Origin of the sequence: Paenibacillus sp. MZ03-122A (genome assembly GCF_024213325.1) — a bacterium.
In the GTDB taxonomy this organism is placed as follows: Bacteria; Bacillota; Bacilli; order Paenibacillales; family Paenibacillaceae; genus Paenibacillus; species Paenibacillus polymyxa_B.
Genome location: NZ_JANAVI010000015.1, coordinates 89,414 through 105,538, shown reverse-complemented (window position 1 = coordinate 105,538; position 16,125 = coordinate 89,414). Strand labels below are relative to the sequence as shown.

Below are 16,125 nucleotides of genomic sequence, written 5' to 3'. Positions count from 1 at the left end.
ACTTGCATGTATTAGGCACGCCGCCAGCGTTCGTCCTGAGCCAGGATCAAACTCTCCATTAAAGACCAACCGAAGCTGGTTATCGAAAGAGCGATGAGCTCATGTTGAAACTGACGAGATAAAAATATCTCTTGTTCGCTTCCATTTCATACAACCTAATGGCATGTACCAAAATTTCTGCGTTGGATTTTGTAAACAAAATCCGTACTCACTCGTTGTTCAGTTTTCAAAGATCAAATCAACAGCCGTTTAACTGGCTGGATATATAATTTATCACGTGTATACCCATCAGGCAAGTTGTAATATTTACCAGTTTGCTAAACGGTGTAGTTTTTATTAAAACACTCCAACACACGATGATTTACCTGTAATAACCGAAACTCTCTTTTCTCCTACTTGAAGTGCAAAGTTGATCAGGTATAAACGTCATAAATCAGAAAAGCAGAAGCTCTTTATGTATTGGATGAGCTGCTGCTTTAGCTTTTATGATAAAAATCCTGAAATGTTCGTTTAGCTTAAAGCTGTAGCTAAATCCTGTATCAAAAGTTCAGCGGGCTCATGCCCTACAGCCAAGCGGATAAGCGATTCAGGCATGTGTTGTTTTTTTAGACTCTGCTTATTGAAGCCGTAGTTTGGTGAGATCACCTGACTCTCCATGGACCCCCAAGATACACCGATCCGGATCAGTCGCAGTTTATTGATCACTCTACATATATCCTCATAAGTCGAATCCTTTAGTTCAAAACTGAATAATCCGGCATAGCCTTTGAGCTGTCTACATGCGAGCTCATGTTGTGGATGAGAAGGGAGTCCGGGATGATTCACTTTGGAAATGGCCGGATGATCTGATAGAAAATGAGCAACCAACAAAGCGTTTCTCTGATGGGCTTCCATTCGGAGCGGGAGTGTTCTTAGCCCCCGAATGAGTAGCCAGGCTTCAAAAGGGCCTAACGAGCCGCCAATCAACTCATACTCTTCAGCATACATACGGTTTATTATCTCTTTAGAAGCGATCACTGCCCCTGCAATTAAATCATTATGACCACCCAAGTACTTGGATGCGGAGTGAACAACGATATCTACGCCCCATTCCAATGGTTTTTGGAAAAGGGGTGTAGCCCATGAATTATCTACGATTGTGCGTATACCCTTCGCTTTGGAAAGCGAAGTTACCTCCTGAATATTTACCATATCGAATGTGAATGAGGTAGGAGACTCCATAAGAATAGCTCGGGTCTGCGGTTTGATGGCACCAGCGACTGCTTCTGTTGTAGTCGAATGTACGATTGTATAGTCTATATGGAACCTCTTTAAATATTGGGCTAGGCTGACGGAGGTTTCATATATGTGTCCGACCAGAATCAGATGGTCCCCTGCGGACAAGCTACACATTAGCGCGGCGCTGATAGCAGCCATTCCGGAAGCAAAGCACTTGCAGTCCGCCCCACCTTCCAGCGCAGCAATCATTTGCTCTGCAATCTGAACGGTAGGATTGGTTCCCCTCGAATAGACATAATGCTCCTTTTCATTATTAGCTGCTTCAGCATAATCTTCGTAAGTATCAAAGAAAAATGGAGCAGTCTCATAAATAGGAGGAGCAGCAGCCTTAGCAAAATACCCTAGTTCGCCCTCAAATTTGAGACAGATAAGCTGATCATCCGAGAAACTCAAACCTGATCACCACTTTCTAAAAAATTTCAAACCCGTATGAGGTAGTCTCCTCAATCCGGAACTCAAATATTCTATAATGTAAACTCCTCTAGACCCTGTGGTGGTTGATTTGCGAAATTCGGAAAATTATGAGCCAAATGTTTTTCAATAAGTATCCAATTCATAAAAATAACGTATATTTTAGGTTGCAGGGCAAAGATAGGCTTTATCAAAAAAGAGGGGCTCACATGTGTTAACACGTTGGATTAGAAATGTTCTGAAACCTGGAAAAAGGTACACACAGGATATCAAAAAATCCAAACAGCAAGCCTCTTCAGAACCTATAAATCCATCATTAGCACATACTCTATCTTTGCTCAAATTTAAACTTGGGCAAAGTTCTGACTTTATTATTCGTGATTTTCCCGAAAGTCCTACTCATGCCGGCCAATTTGCCGTTTGTTATATTGAAGGACTGATTGACCAAAACTTGCTTCAAATCATCAATTCGCAAAATCAGATATATCAAGCTATCTTGTCCGGAAGTGCTGTCATTGTGATTGACGGTAATCTATGTGCTTTGGCCATTTCCATAGCAGGCGGGGTCAGAAGAGCTGTTGAGGAGCCCAGTTCCCAAACCGTCATTAGGGGGCCTAAATAAGGATTTACAGAGGATATCTCGTTGGTTGCTCAACGGGAAGGTACTCCTTTTCCTGCATTATTGGAAGCATTCATGATGGAATTAATGTTTGAAGTGATTCGTGAAGCCGGTGTACGGATGCACCGGGTCATCGGACCAGCCGTTTCAATCGTAGGGGCTCTGGTTATTGGGCAAGCAGCAGTACAAGCCGGACTGGTCTCAGGTGCAATGGTTATCGTTGTTGCCTTCACAGCTATATCTAACTTTGAAATTACGTATTTTAGTATGCGCTCAGCAGTCCGGTTATTGCGTTTTGCTCTCAGTGCTGCTAGCAGGAGCACTGGGGCTATTCGGTATTCTGATGGGGATCATCCCCCTTTTGGTTCACCTTGTAGCACTCAAATCGTTCGGCATTAATTATTTTATGCCCTACAGCCCCTCCTATAAGTCCAATTTTAAGGACTTGGTCATTAGAGCACCGTGGTGGGCTATGAAAACAAGACCTAATGAAAAATCGGGCCCTAACAAGACGAGACAAGCAACCCATCAATATCCTGACAGTTCAGATGATACTGGTGGTGATCATGAGTCTGATATCCAAAAGTAGTTGCAAATTCGGGAAGGATGGGAAGCAGCTCAGAAACGGAATATCGATCTTGTTGGAATCGGGAATAAAATCCACCAAAAATATTCTCAAGATTGGAAAAAAATTAAGGAAACGTGGCCTAAAGAGTTGGCAAGCATGGACATGGAACTAGATGTAAAAGTAAACATTAAACGCCCAGGGTTATTTCAAAAATCTTTTAAAGAACTGCTGGAATCTGAAAATGATAATTAAATGCATGAAATAAATATGGGAGGGGTGAATGTAAGCCATGAGTAAAAATACACTCCGGGTATCAGAGTTGATCGTCTGTATTTCATTGTTTGAGTTGGGAAGTACAACCCTGTATTTAATAGGTGATGAAGCTAAGCAAGATGCTTGGTTAGCTATGCTAATAGGAGCTTTAGTAGGACTATTTGTCCTTCTGCTTCATCTAGCCATTCACCATCAGGCCCTAATTTAGATTTGTACATGTTGTTTCGGCGATACATGGGGAAATATTGGGGTACACTCTTCAACCTGTTGTTTGTTGGATATTTTGCATATGAAACTTCCCGGAATTTACGCGATTTAGGCGAGGTGACAGTGATGACTTTGCTGAACCAAACACCAATATGGGTCATTACCTTGATTACAGTCATGGTTATATCCAATACGGTTCGTTACGGATACAAAGTATTGTTTTCATTTAGCTTAATTCTTTTACCTGTTTTTGCGATTGCATTTACTGTAATTACTGTATTAATCCCGGCCACCGGCCTTTTTCACTTTGAGTTTATACTTCCTATTTTGGAATATGATGGTTATTTTTGTTCTGGGTTCCAAGATCGCCGCAAGCAGCACGCTGCCTCTTTTGGAAACTGTACAATTGATTGAATTGGCAGAAGTGTTCGAACGCATGGATGCACTTTTCACCTTGCTCCTCTTTCTTGGCTTAATTATCAAAATGGTCGCATTTTTTAATGGTGCCGTGATAGGGCTTGAAAAAATAACTAAAATTGGATTTAAAAAATGGGTTTTGCCTCTCGGAGCTCTCATTTATGGGCTTTCATTTCTATCCCCTAACTACACTCATCACATTATGACGGGTCGGAAGACTGTGGTTACTTTTTGGTTTCCTATTTTTCAGTTTATCCTCCCATCATTGCTTCTTATAGTAATAGTTATTAGAAAAAGAAAGAAGCTAAAAAAACAGCCCGATTCGTAATTCAGCCTCTTTTATTGTGCTTTTTCTATTTCATCGGCACGATGTGAAGTGTTCCATCCTCGCTAAACTCTGCATAGGCAATCTCATCGAGACTATCATATCCCTGCTCTCGCACTTTTGCTTTAATCTCTTCAATATCGATTGACTTCCCACGCATAGATTCGTTCAGAAGCTTTCCTTTATCAATGACAGTAACAGAAAATAGATCAGGCTGTGCATCTATTCCCATATCCTGAGCAGCAGGTGGCTCGTATTCGGGTTTGCGCATGACTGACAATGAACCGTTCGTCTCTAACGTGGCATACCAGACCTCACGTAGAGAAAAAATATTTTGCTGGCGCAGCATGGTGAGCAACTGTGTAAATTCTATATCATATTTTTCAAGCATCTCTTGATTGACCTGGCCCTTATCCACGAGCAGCACTGTTCGACCTTCTGCCATATAGCCAAATTTCACAAAACGGGTCGTCGCCTTTTCAAAAAAGTAGGCCAGCGCGCACCATAGTGCCAAAGCAAACAATAGCTGCCCAATGGTTACCTTATCGTCATATAACGTATTTCCCACAATTTCGCTTAACACCAATGATGTTAGGAAATCGAGTGGTGTTAACTGACTGAGTGTTTTCCGACCTGTAATAAAAGTAATGATCCACAAGCCAAAAAAGCTGATGATCAATTTGACACCAATCGTAACAAATACCTCCATAAGTATGCCTCCCGGAAGAAGTTGTTTTCCTTATGTGTTATTTACACCTGTCTACCTCAGCATAAACAGAGGCTTATTCCTAAAATTGTACGATTAAAAAAGCCCGCTACCAACTAGAGGCAGCGAACTTTTTAATTACGGCTATTATATAATCTTAATCTTTCAGATGTTTATCAAAAAACTCTTAACCACGTCCAATATATGTGGCTGGTTAAAGGCAATATGCCAGCTCCCGTAATTTTGTGCATAGTGATATCATTGCCCGCTAGCTTGGACTCTGGAGTCAGGATTATCTACTTTTCACAAGAAGCTGAATCGCTTCTTTAACCAGCTTATCCGTGTCTCCTCCAGCCTCTTGCTCTTCCAATATACATCGTTGCAGATTCTCTGCTACAATTTGGGCAATCGCTTTATCTGATGCGTTACGTACGGCAGATAACTGGCTAACGACGTCTTTGCACGATTTTCCTTCATCCATTAAACGAAGTACCCCACGCACCTGTCCCTCAATCCTCCTCAGGCGCGTTTTCAGTTCATCACTGTAATTGTAATCCATAAGTAATGCACTCCTTTTTTGACTTACCATATACACGTATAGGTATATTATAAACCAAAAAAATAAATAGGATACCCTAAATAAATAGATTCACCTTGCCCTGCGAAGCATCCCCCAAGTAGGCGGCTACTCCAGCATATTCCAAACCTTCGATTAGCTCTTCTTGCTGCAGCCCTAACAAATCCATGGTCATGGTACAGGCGACGAGCTTGATCCCCTGCTCTCGTGCCAACTCTATAAGCTGCGGCAAGGAAAGCGCATTGTGCTTTTTCATGACATGCTTGATCATCTGTGGACCAAGTCCGGCAAAATTCATTTTGGATAGTGCAAGCTTTTTGGGTCCACGAGGCATGATCAAGCCAAAGGCTTTTTCGAGCATTCCCTTATTGGTGCTCACGATTTCATCCTTGCGTAACGTATTTAGCCCCCAAAAAGTAAAGAAAATAGTTACTTCATGATCATATGCTGCCGCTCCATTCGCAATAATGAATGCAGCAATCGCCTTATCCAGCTCCCCGCTGAATAATACAATCGTCGTTTTGGGCTGAGCATGTTCTTGATTATTTGTATAAATTCCGGCTGTCGTACTCATATGGATTCGCTTCCCTTAGTCTCTCCAGCCCATTCGGATATGCCTGAAAGTACAGATTTGACTTTATTAGCGCCTTTGGAAACTAATAGCTGACAAGCCATTTCACTGCGTGCTCCAGCTTGGCAGATCACTACGATTTCTTCTTCCAAGTTCAGTTCAGAGAGTCTGTTCTCCAGTTCACCAAGAGGGATGTGCTTAGATCCAGGGATATGTTTAAGCGCAAATTCAGCGGGTTCACGAACATCAAGCAAAATGAAGTTCTCGTTTCCAGAACATTTTGCTTGTAGCTCTTCATAGCTTATCGTAGAAGAAAATATTTGCTCCTGCTTCACTTCAGCCGGATTTGCTTTGCGTAAATAATGTCGCATTACATCTCCTTCTTGGAGAGTGCCCAAATATTGATGTCCGGTGTTTTTGGCCCAGCTCTGAAAATCGGCTAATGAACCTTTGTCAGTCGCCTGAACCTCCATAATCTTTCCGGGAACGAGCTCATTCATAGCCTTTTTTGTTCTTACTATAGGCATAGGGCAAGCTAGCCCTTTGCAATCAAGAATACGATCTGCTTGGATATTGTTAATTGATGACATTGTAGTACCTCCGTCTGTTTTTTGAGAGGGCTTAGCTTAGTTAAATCCCAATTATACATATACCCCTATGGGTATTAGGATAACGAGACTCGCTTCTTTTGTCAACTTATTTGGCCGTTTTTTCTCAGAAGCAAACGAAATCATGTCTTGAACAAAATAAAATTAAAAGCAAAAAAGCCGCGAGAAAACGCGACTCTAATGCATAAACCCAAATTAATCGTCTTTTTTCATCAGTTCTGGCAGATCCAGCGACATCGAAATATTGCACAGCATACCTCTGGCAAGAAAAAGCATCGTTCTTTCCATTGCTTGTTCAATACCTGCCCGTCGGAAAGCATCATAGACCGTCGTATGAATTTCACGGAATCCTTGCTGCATCACGCTTACGACCTCATCCTCGCGAATCGTCTGCGCCTGCATTTGCAAAAGTGTTTCATTGCGGTATTCCATCATCATTTGCGAATAGGCTGCAATTAGCTCTTGCTCGAGCTGTTCAGATGAGGCCGAATGAATGACGCTGTGAAAAGATTCTATGATACGTGCAAATGAAACCTTCAAGGCTTCAACAAGCAACGCTTCCTTGGTAGCGAAAAAACGAAAGACATAGGGCTGAGAAATATTGGCCCGTTCCGCAACTTTGGCTGTTGTAGCTCGGTAGTAGCCCATTTCTGCAAACACTTCAATAGCAGCAGATATGATTTCCTTTTGGCGATTTATAGAGGTTGACGTAGCTTTAGCCATGTTTTTTTCATCCCTTTATTTAGCACAGTTTTCCGATTAGTGATTAATCAATTACAAATTAGTATAAACGACATAACCTAAAAATGCAATGAGTTTGAACAAAGTCGCCTCCGCAATTCTGACGGAAACGACTCTGTTATATACATCCAATTATGGTGTTTTAGAGTTAAAATATATACGGATATAATTGATCTTTTTCGTTTTGGTTTGATAGGAAAATACTAAATAATAACTAAGTCCTGATGTGTTATTGATCGTATAATTAGCTTCTGCTGTGTCAGGTATGTCTCTAGAGGTGTCAACGGTTTCCGTAGGTTTGCCCAATTCGTCAACAACTTGTTTAATAAGCAACTTCTTATAGTCTGGATCGGAAGATGTAATTTCTGTAACTTTATCACTTCCATCCAGCATGATGTCTGTATGATACTTAGCATAGCTTCTCATAGGACCTGTAGAACCTGACTCGGATTTCCCCCACAGTTCAAATAACAAATCGCTACTAGTTCCCAAGCCAAGACCTTTAGGCAAATTCGGTAAGGTCCCCTGCTTGGCTGCGCTGAGTATAGCAGCTGCGGAGCTGTGTTTACCGTGAGATGAAGCTGTACTACTGGCAGGTTCTTGATGGGTAGAGGTTGAGCCTTGCCCATTAGTATTGAGATCCGTGTTTTGATTTGTAGAACTAGCAGGTGGTGTGACTGTTTCTGCTTTAGTAGGAGCAGTTGATTTTTCCTCCCCGCTATTGCTGCATCCTGTCATCACAGCAAAACCTATAGCCAATAAAGCACTAGTGGTGATTAGCTTGTAAGCCAACTTTTTACGATCATAAGATTGATGTGTATGCTTCATTATAAGATCACTCTTTCCTTGTTCTTGGGTACAAACCAAGTGTAACCGAACCTCATTTCCGGAATACCTCTACTTGTTTCCAACTTGTAAACAGGACATTGATGATTTTCTAATATACCCTATTTACGACCATAAGCTCCCAGCTGTTGTTTAGAAAAGGAGTAAGGAGAGTCACTCTTCTTCAACCATATATTCCCTTTAATGATGAAGATGTATACAGCAAAAACAAAGTAGATCGTACCCGCAATCCAATCTATTGCCGTTGGGATGTCTCGCTGTACTATTTCATGAATATACCAGATTCCGACTGGAACATGCAGGAGAAGTGCTGTAAACAAGCCAGGATTATATAAGGTTTTTGCTTTAATATTGACAACGATGCCGTGCCAAACGACCTGAAAGAATCCCATAAAAACTGGTGCGAGTCCAAGCCAGATTACTTGCGGAAACCATACGGGAAGCAGATAAAACACATAGGCAATTGCCACATTGATAATCATCGCTGATTGAGTGTTTAAAGGGTAATGATCCGGTGTGTCACTTTTAAACATAACATTGTTAAATAAACCAGCAAAATATCCAGGCCAGCGGTACTCCTCAAATTGATGAAACAATATAGCCACAAAACTCAACCATAACATGCCTGTTATATCCGAAAGGATAGCTGGATTCATAAGTAAAACAATACATACAACCACACCGATTATAGCCCCTGCATCTTGCCAATATTTTCTCAAAAAATTCATATTAGTCACTCCTATGATTTATTTTTGATCAAAATATCTTTCGAACAGCAGATTTAATTGTTCCTCTATTGAAGGTATTTCCACAACTGCCCCTGATTCAAGAATTGGACTCATCAGTGCAGGCAGAAAAATAGCTCCAAATATTTGCAGCATCATCGCTAACAAGCGCTCCGGCTGTTGCTCACCTGTCAGCTCCTTGATCGTGCTCTGAACCTTTGGAAATCCCATTATGTTTAAAAACCTTCCGTATTCCTGTTGAGATGTAAAGGGCGTGCTGCCCATGGCAATAATTCGCGAAAGAAGCTCTGGATATTGACGAATGATCTGCAGATAGTTAAGTAAAAACTGTTTCAGTCTATCTTGGGGGGGCATCGCTGTATTGTCCAAAATAGAAAAGGTGTGCTGAAAGCCATTTAATATCACTTCAATAGCTTCACTGAGCAGATTTTCCTTGGAGCCAAAATAATAATTAACTAAAGAAATATTAGTAGCAGACAGGTCGGCAATTTTCCGGATTGTAACCGCCTCAAAACCTTCCTTTTGAATAAATTCCAGCGTAGCGTCTAAGATTTTTTCTTTGGTTTGTTGTTTTTTGTCTGGGTGATTCATGTTTTTCCTCCTCCAGTTTCGTCCAATCATAACGGATGAATGAAATGGGACGATCTTATGTAAATGACTTTTTAAACAATAATTAAAACGTTGTTTAAATTACTGTTTGAACTCAGTTTAGCACTTTATATTTCACAAAACAAGGAGCAATTTAAGATTTAGGAAATAGAAAAACCCGCATAACGAATGAGATCGTTTGCGGGTCGATTGAATGGAGATTGAAAAAAGGCCTAAATAGCCCAATTTCCTTTGCGGAACACGGCTTCTTTGCTTCCGTCTTGCAATTCGCCGTCAATATCCAGCTCAGCTGAGCCGATCATGAAGTCCACATGAGTCAGGCTGACATTGGCACCGTTCTGGAGCAGCTCCTCCCGGTTCATTTGTGTCCCATTTTCCATATTAAATGGATACGCACTGCCTAGAGCCAAGTGGCAGGAGGCATTTTCGTCGATACCTGTATTGTAAAAAATGCGATTGAGATTGGAAATCGGTGAATCGTGCGGCACCAGTGCAACTTCTCCCAAATAGCTGGCCCCTTCATCCGTAGCGAGCAAATGAGTCAGATGCTGCTCGCCGGATTCTGCTGTATATTCAGTGACTTTACCGTCCTTAAAGGTAAACGTTATGCGATCCACCAGTTGTCCATTTAAATTGAGTGGCATTGTACTTGTGACATGACCATTGACACCTTTACGCTTAGGCATCGTGAACACTTCTTCTGTCGGCATATTCGCGACAAAATAATCTCCGTGCTCGTTCTCACCACCACCGCTGCGCCAAATATGCCCGTCAGCCAGTTCAATTCTCAAATCTGTTCCTGGTGCACGATAATGGAGGCTTTTATACTTTTTATGATTCAGCTTGTCTTGTACCTGTTCAAGGTTTTTCAAATGTTTCTGCCAATTCTGAATAGGATCAGAGCCATCTACACGATTCATTTGGAAGATTGTATCCCACATGACACGTATACGATCCTCTTCTGCTACATCTGCAAATACTTTATCGGCCCAAGCCTTCGTCGGCGCTTTAATCAAACACCAGCTAATTTTATGATTTCGGGTATATTTAGAAAAACCTTCTCTCGCCGTAGCTGCCGCCTTAGTCGCACGAGATACCTTTTGTGGATCAATGCCTTGATATAAATCCGGGTTCGGTACTTTAATCGTTAGTGTGGCTCCACCCTCTTCGGCAAATTTCTCCATCATTTCTGCCTTCCAAGCAGGATAGTAATCAAAGCTGGCTTCGTCACCATGTTCAAAACGACTACGTATGATGGAATCATCCTCGAACTCTACCTGTACATATTTAGCGCCTGCTTCATAGGCTTTGCTGACAATCAGGCGTGTAAACTCAACAGTTTCCAGTGGTGCAGTTACCAAAAACACCTGTCCGGGCTGAATGTTAACCCCTACTCTTACGACCAGTTCTGCGTATTGCTCCAACAATGATTCAAATGTACTCATTTTTCCACGCTCCTGTTCCCTTTTGATTATATTGAATGATTTCATCACTACAGTACGGATTGCTTCTCCAGTTCACGCAGCTCCACTCTTCGTATTTTGCCCGAGCTAGTTTTAGGAAGCTCTTGAATAAACTCTATTTTACGTGGATATTTATAAGGCGCCGTCCATGTTTTCACATGATGTTGCAGTTCCTTCACTAACGCCGGTGATCCTTCTACCCCAGCTTTGAGTACGACAAAAGCTTTTACAACATGTCCACGGATTTCGTCAGGGCTGGCTACAGCAGCACATTCCTGCACGGAGTCATGCTTCATAAGCGCTTCCTCTACTTCAAAAGGACCAATGGTATAGCCAGAACTGATAATGATATCATCCCCACGTCCTTCGAACCAGAAATATCCATCCTCATCTTTGCGAGCTCGGTCTCCCGTAACAAAATAATCTCCGTGGACACTAGCTAATTTGCGTTCTGGATCATGGTAATACGTATGGAATAATGCCGGCAGATCAGCGCGTACCGCAATATCGCCCACTTGCCCCGGAGCCAGTGGAATGCCATCCTCGTCTACGACCTCAACGAGTCCCGTTGCAATAGATTTGCCCATCGAGCCTGTGCGCAGAGGTGCATCCTTTAAATTACCAATAATTAATGTGCTCTCTGTTTGACCGTAGCCGTCACGAATCGTAATGTTGAACTGCTCCTGAAACTTATTAATGACCTCCTGATTGAGAGGCTCTCCCGCAGAAACTGCGCTGCGCAATTGCGATAGATCATATTGATCCAAACCATCCGTTTTCGCCATAATCCGGTATTCTGTCGGCGTACAGCACAACACTTGGATTCCGTACTGCTGCATGAACTGCAAATAGCGACCCGGACGAAACGGACCATTATATACGAATCCGGTCGCTCCATTCCCCAGTACAGATAAAAACGGGCTCCAAATCCACTTTTGCCATCCTGGTGCAGCTGTAGCCCATACTACGTCTGAAGCTCGAATATCCAACCATGGTGATGTTATCCGCAGATGGGCATATCCCCAGCCATGGCTATGTACAACACCTTTAGGATTTCCCGTGGTGCCCGAAGTATAGGCCAGAATGGCCATGTCGTCACGGTGTGTCTTTACAGCTTCAAAAGTATCTCCCTGTCCATCCATCAGTTCATTCAGCACGAGCCAGCCAGATACATCTGCCGTGTCGTCCCCGGAGACCACGATACGATAATCCAGAGCAGGCAAATCATCATTTATTTTGTCCACTTCGCTTGTTACTCCCGTCCAGGCAATGACTGCACGCGCTTCCGAATGGCGAAGACGATATGCAATATCCTTGGCACGTAGCATTTCTGAAGATGGAATGACAGCAAGCCCCAGCTTCAAGCAGGCCAGATAAATTACATACGCAATAATACGCCGTGGTACTACGACCAGAACCCTGTCACCTTTGTTAAATCCCAGATTTGCCAGTCCTCCAGCCAGCCGGTTAGCCTTTTTCAACAGCTCTCCGTAGGTGATTTCTTCGTATTCTCCTGTCTCACTCAGCCACTTGAGTGCAGTTTTACTAGCATCATGGTGTTCCATTTCCGAAGTCATATTGTAATATTCAGGCGCAAGCCATTGTTGTTGATCTGTCAAATTATACCTTCCCCTTTATACATAAGATGAGATCCACTTTCTTACTGTAGTATAACACGTCTTAGTACCAGGTTCTAATACCAGGATCATTTTTTTGGAAAAAAATAAATTTGGTAAAGCGAACGACAAAAATAAAGAGCCTGATTTCAGGCTCTTTTTCTTCACCGCTATCGTGATCTACAACTGGAGTTCTACCATTGTAAAAGCTGCTTCCTGCCCGTTTACGAGCAGCGCAATCCGATGCTCTCCCGCATAATGGCGACGAGTTGTCAGGTCTGCAAAACGGTGTGTCCGTGTACCTGCAAGACGCGTTCCTCCGGGGACCGTTTTATCAGATAGCAAAAACAGTTTACGTGAGACTTGTCCTCTCGCCTTCACAAAATCGATGCCGTACTCGATACGGACTCGTACTGGGTCACCTTCTCGAAGCTGAAGCGCGTAGCTCAACTCACAGTTATCACCGAGCCTTAGCAAGGCAGGGTCTGTGCTGAAAGAGGCATCAGTGACTAACGGCGCCCCGTCTGTTTCATCCGCATAGCCAAACATTGCCATCACTTCGGGTATGGATTTGCGAATCAAGGTCCGACAGCCATGACGCACAATCCAGTCGGTGTCAGGATGTGTCCCTTTCCACCGTTGAGCCGTAGCAATGACCACATCAGGATGATCCTTGGCAATATCGTTCAGGTTGTTGGCTACACTTTTACGTACATATAGCGAAGGATCCGTCTTCAGTAATTCCAATACGGCCAATACTGGAGCAGGATCGCGCTTAAACACAGGCAATGCCTGTCCCCAGGGTAGCCGTGGACGGCAGCCTTCGCTGGCAAGACGGCGAACGTGTTCACTTTGGTGTCCCGCCCAGGTCGTCATCTGCTGCATCATCCGTTCCGGTTCACGCAGGAGGAAGGGTCTCACGGCAAACTCCGCAGAGGATTTAGATGTGAAGCGCTCCAGTGCCTTCATGGACAGGTCCCAATGCTCTTCTCCCTGCCCATACACCTCCACAAAATCGGGGAAAAACAAGTACGGAAAACCACTGCAATGCTCGTCTATAGCAAAAAGAATATCCAGAGCTTCTTCATAATTGCTGGGCAAAAATGCCCCTAATGTAAACGAAATACGCCGTATTCGTTCTTTTAGCTCCAGTTCATCCCATTTTTCATCCATCACTTGATGGATGAATCCGTTGGTATCGAACGGTATGTACGCAGACTGTACTTTTTCACCGAATAGTTGAAGAAAATTCTCCGTGTACATATTTTTTAAGGGCTCGGCCATTATATATCTCCTTTTGAATGAGGTTGAGAGAATTGTAGCAAGGCATACTAAAAATGCCAAGTCCTGTGATTAGGACCTGACATTTTTACATTAATACAAGAAAGCGATTTACTTATAATTCGTGTTGGACAAACCAATTGGTAATACGTTGCAGTCGTTCCACGCGAAGCTGCGGGTGCCCTTTTCGTGAAAGCTCGTGACTTGAAGCTGGAAAACGGACAAATTGCGTAGGTTTCCCCAAGCGACGCAATGCTGTAAACAGCTGTTCTCCCTGCTCTATAGGGCATCGCAGATCCTGCTCCCCGTGCAATATGAGCAGCGGTGTGTTGATTTGCTGCACATAAGCCAGCGGAGATTGCCTCCACAAGAGCTCGCAATCGTCCCACGGATTCCCGCCGACTTCATCCTCAGTAAACGAGTATCCTATGTCACTCACTCCATACATGGACAGCCAGTTAGATATGGATCGCTGGGTCACAGCTGCACGGAAACGATCGGTATGGCCGACAATCCAGTTTGTCATAAAGCCACCATAGCTTCCTCCTGTTACACCCAACCTTTCTGGATGAATGAATGGAAATTGACGTATAGCCTCGTCCACTGCGCTCAGCAGATCGGTGTAATCGCGTCCGCCGTAATCTCCAAGGACGACATTGGTAAAAGACTGTCCGTACCCTCGGCTTCCTCCCGGATTCGTATAGATGACTGTATATCCCTGAGCGGCCAGCAACTGAAATTCATGAAAAAAAGAATTGGAATACATGGCATGAGGACCACCGTGAATCTCCAAAATAGCAGGATAAGATACCCCCTCCTTAAACCCAGCAGGCTTCATCACCCATCCCTGCACCCGTCGTCCATCCTCAACCTCAGTCCAGAAGCTCTCAGGCACACTGATCTCAATCTCATCAAGCAGAGAATCATTCACTCGTGTCAGCTGTTCCTCAGTTCCTAAATGAATCGCAATCCGGAACAAATCACCTGGTAAAGCTACATCGGTGGAAGCGGCAATGATATGCTGCTCATCCGAAGTAAGCTCGAATTGATAAATTTCCCGTTCTCCCTGGGTTAAAATTTTAAAAGTTCCATCAAGCGCAAACTGATATACGTGTACATTGCCTTCAAGGGTTACCAGCGTATACAGGGATTGACCGTCCGCACTGAAGCGTGGTGGTCCTACATGAAGATGTGAACGCATGTCGCTCATACCCGCGTTACCGAGGTGAGCGTCAAGCGTCTCACTAACGCATACTGCCGTCCCCCCACTGGAAGGAACCGTGTACAGTCGGGTCTGTGTAGCGTCTTTGGCATGTCGATCATGACCGTAAAAGGCAATCGTTGAACCGTCGGGAGAATAAGCAGCACTCTCGATGTGCAGTTCAGAATGGGTCAACTTAAGCGGTGCTGCTGCATCACCATTTGAAGTCGCAGGAGCTATCGTAAACAAATCATTTTGCTTACGTAAATCCGTATCCTCGTTCGAATGCTCTGCTATTCTGGCGACGAATAAAATACGTTGACCATCCGGTGACCACACAGGCTCCGCCGCATCATAAGCGCCGGAAGTCAGTTGAACTGTGTACCCCGAAGTCACATCTGTTACATACAAGTGATCACGAGTATCATCCCACAGTCCATATCCGTCGGATTTAGCTTTCGTTCGATTAACGACTCGTCCCTTAAGTTGTGCCTCCTGAGTTCCTCCATCGGATGTAGGGCTTGACGGGTTCTCGGCCGTTTTAGCTACAAACGATATGCAGGTCCCATCAGGAGACCAGGCTAATGAATGAACATTGTTCTCTACGTGTGTAAGCTGGCGTGCCTCCCCCCCGCGTTTCGGAATAATCCATACCTGGCGCTTGCCGTCTGTTGTACGGAGAAAAGCTAGTTGTGTTCCATCTGGTGACCAGACAGGCGTTTCATCTTTGGGTCCATATGTAAAGGGTACTGCGCTAGCGCCTTCAGACGATAATAGCCAAATTCCTGAGTTATAATCTGTCCGCTCTTTATTAATATGCTGCTCTACGTAAGCGATTTCACTGCTGAGAGGATGAATAGCTGGATCGCTAACCCAGTGAAGTCGATATAAATCCTCGGCTGTTATACAGCGCTTGGTCGTACTAGATTGTGAGTCGCTCAAAAAAATTCCTCCTTTATATCATTAGATTCCACATCTTTAAATTTTAATTAATCCGATGAATTTTATGCGATTTAAATAAATATACAATTACGTTACTCTTTTTATGTATCTCTGTCAATT

Annotated in this window: 20 protein-coding genes and 1 rRNA gene; 7 read left to right on the top strand and 14 right to left on the bottom strand. The window is 43.5% G+C overall.

The annotated features are described in order from the left end of the window. Positions 1-62 (bottom strand): 16S ribosomal RNA (locus NLX74_RS22410); the annotation flags it as partial. A gap of 448 nt (positions 63-510) precedes the next feature. Beyond that, positions 511-1,671: a trans-sulfuration enzyme family protein gene (locus tag NLX74_RS22405; protein ID WP_254330315.1), complete on the bottom strand. Its 1,161-nt coding sequence runs from the start codon at positions 1,669-1,671 to the stop codon at positions 511-513. A gap of 229 nt (positions 1,672-1,900) precedes the next feature. Here NLX74_RS22405 and NLX74_RS25910 point away from each other — a divergent pair, with 229 nt between their 5' ends. The 7 genes from NLX74_RS25910 (at position 1,901) to NLX74_RS22370 (ending at position 4,101) form a co-directional block, all read left to right on the top strand. Then, positions 1,901-2,311, top strand: a complete 411-nt coding sequence (locus tag NLX74_RS25910) for a spore germination protein (RefSeq protein ID WP_254330313.1) — start codon at positions 1,901-1,903, stop codon at positions 2,309-2,311. Positions 2,312-2,383: 72 nt separating this feature from the next. Next, positions 2,384-2,707: a spore germination protein gene (locus NLX74_RS22395; RefSeq protein WP_254330311.1), complete on the top strand. Its 324-nt coding sequence runs from the start codon at positions 2,384-2,386 to the stop codon at positions 2,705-2,707. Continuing rightward, complete coding sequence (locus NLX74_RS22390; RefSeq protein WP_254330310.1) at positions 2,652-2,897, top strand: spore germination protein; 246 nt, start codon at positions 2,652-2,654, stop codon at positions 2,895-2,897. The genes NLX74_RS22395 and NLX74_RS22390 overlap by 56 nt, the downstream gene beginning before the upstream one ends. Further along, complete coding sequence (locus tag NLX74_RS22385; protein WP_254330308.1) at positions 2,898-3,128, top strand: Ger(x)C family spore germination C-terminal domain-containing protein; 231 nt, start codon at positions 2,898-2,900, stop codon at positions 3,126-3,128. A gap of 37 nt (positions 3,129-3,165) precedes the next feature. After that, the gene (locus NLX74_RS22380) at positions 3,166-3,357 is read left to right on the top strand and encodes a GerAB/ArcD/ProY family transporter (protein ID WP_254330291.1); all 192 of its coding nucleotides are present in this window, start codon (positions 3,166-3,168) and stop codon (positions 3,355-3,357) included. An 8-nt stretch (positions 3,358-3,365) separates the two neighbouring features. Next, positions 3,366-3,770: a GerAB/ArcD/ProY family transporter gene (locus NLX74_RS22375; RefSeq protein ID WP_367997058.1), complete on the top strand. Its 405-nt coding sequence runs from the start codon at positions 3,366-3,368 to the stop codon at positions 3,768-3,770. Continuing rightward, positions 3,691-4,101, top strand: coding sequence for a GerAB/ArcD/ProY family transporter (locus NLX74_RS22370; protein WP_367997057.1), 411 nt, complete (start codon positions 3,691-3,693; stop codon positions 4,099-4,101). The genes NLX74_RS22375 and NLX74_RS22370 overlap by 80 nt, the downstream gene beginning before the upstream one ends. Positions 4,102-4,126: 25 nt before the next feature. Here the strand turns inward: NLX74_RS22370 and NLX74_RS22365 are convergent, their stop codons facing one another. The 12 genes from NLX74_RS22365 to NLX74_RS22310 all read right to left on the bottom strand — a co-directional run bounded on the left by NLX74_RS22365 (position 4,127) and on the right by NLX74_RS22310 (position 16,005). After that, positions 4,127-4,807 carry a YetF domain-containing protein gene (locus NLX74_RS22365; protein ID WP_254330284.1) on the bottom strand — a complete coding sequence of 227 codons (681 nt, stop codon included), beginning with the start codon at positions 4,805-4,807 and terminating at the stop codon, positions 4,127-4,129. Positions 4,808-5,096: 289 nt separating this feature from the next. Beyond that, positions 5,097-5,363, bottom strand: coding sequence for a metal-sensitive transcriptional regulator (locus NLX74_RS22360; RefSeq protein ID WP_013310304.1), 267 nt, complete (start codon positions 5,361-5,363; stop codon positions 5,097-5,099). A gap of 76 nt (positions 5,364-5,439) precedes the next feature. Further along, complete coding sequence (locus NLX74_RS22355) at positions 5,440-5,955, bottom strand: DsrE/DsrF/DrsH-like family protein (RefSeq protein WP_254330282.1); 516 nt, start codon at positions 5,953-5,955, stop codon at positions 5,440-5,442. Further along, positions 5,952-6,542, bottom strand: coding sequence for a sulfurtransferase TusA family protein (locus NLX74_RS22350; protein WP_254330280.1), 591 nt, complete (start codon positions 6,540-6,542; stop codon positions 5,952-5,954). The genes NLX74_RS22355 and NLX74_RS22350 overlap by 4 nt, the downstream gene beginning before the upstream one ends. A gap of 213 nt (positions 6,543-6,755) precedes the next feature. Continuing rightward, positions 6,756-7,283 carry a TetR/AcrR family transcriptional regulator gene (locus tag NLX74_RS22345; RefSeq protein WP_069291900.1) on the bottom strand — a complete coding sequence of 176 codons (528 nt, stop codon included), beginning with the start codon at positions 7,281-7,283 and terminating at the stop codon, positions 6,756-6,758. Positions 7,284-7,433: 150 nt separating this feature from the next. Continuing rightward, positions 7,434-8,129, bottom strand: coding sequence for a DUF4309 domain-containing protein (locus NLX74_RS22340; protein ID WP_254330278.1), 696 nt, complete (start codon positions 8,127-8,129; stop codon positions 7,434-7,436). A 119-nt stretch (positions 8,130-8,248) separates the two neighbouring features. Further along, positions 8,249-8,875: an HXXEE domain-containing protein gene (locus NLX74_RS22335; RefSeq protein ID WP_061831669.1), complete on the bottom strand. Its 627-nt coding sequence runs from the start codon at positions 8,873-8,875 to the stop codon at positions 8,249-8,251. 18 nt (positions 8,876-8,893) lie between these two features. After that, the gene (locus NLX74_RS22330; RefSeq protein ID WP_254330276.1) at positions 8,894-9,484 is read right to left on the bottom strand and encodes a TetR/AcrR family transcriptional regulator; all 591 of its coding nucleotides are present in this window, start codon (positions 9,482-9,484) and stop codon (positions 8,894-8,896) included. A 230-nt stretch (positions 9,485-9,714) separates the two neighbouring features. Continuing rightward, positions 9,715-10,947, bottom strand: coding sequence for an aminopeptidase (locus NLX74_RS22325; protein ID WP_254330275.1), 1,233 nt, complete (start codon positions 10,945-10,947; stop codon positions 9,715-9,717). A gap of 47 nt (positions 10,948-10,994) precedes the next feature. Then, positions 10,995-12,584, bottom strand: a complete 1,590-nt coding sequence (locus NLX74_RS22320) for an acetate--CoA ligase (protein ID WP_254330273.1) — start codon at positions 12,582-12,584, stop codon at positions 10,995-10,997. A gap of 177 nt (positions 12,585-12,761) precedes the next feature. Next, positions 12,762-13,865, bottom strand: coding sequence for a DNA alkylation repair protein (locus NLX74_RS22315; RefSeq protein WP_254330272.1), 1,104 nt, complete (start codon positions 13,863-13,865; stop codon positions 12,762-12,764). 112 nt (positions 13,866-13,977) lie between these two features. Then, positions 13,978-16,005, bottom strand: a complete 2,028-nt coding sequence (locus NLX74_RS22310; RefSeq protein ID WP_254330266.1) for a S9 family peptidase — start codon at positions 16,003-16,005, stop codon at positions 13,978-13,980. Between the last annotated feature and the right edge of the window lie 120 nt (positions 16,006-16,125).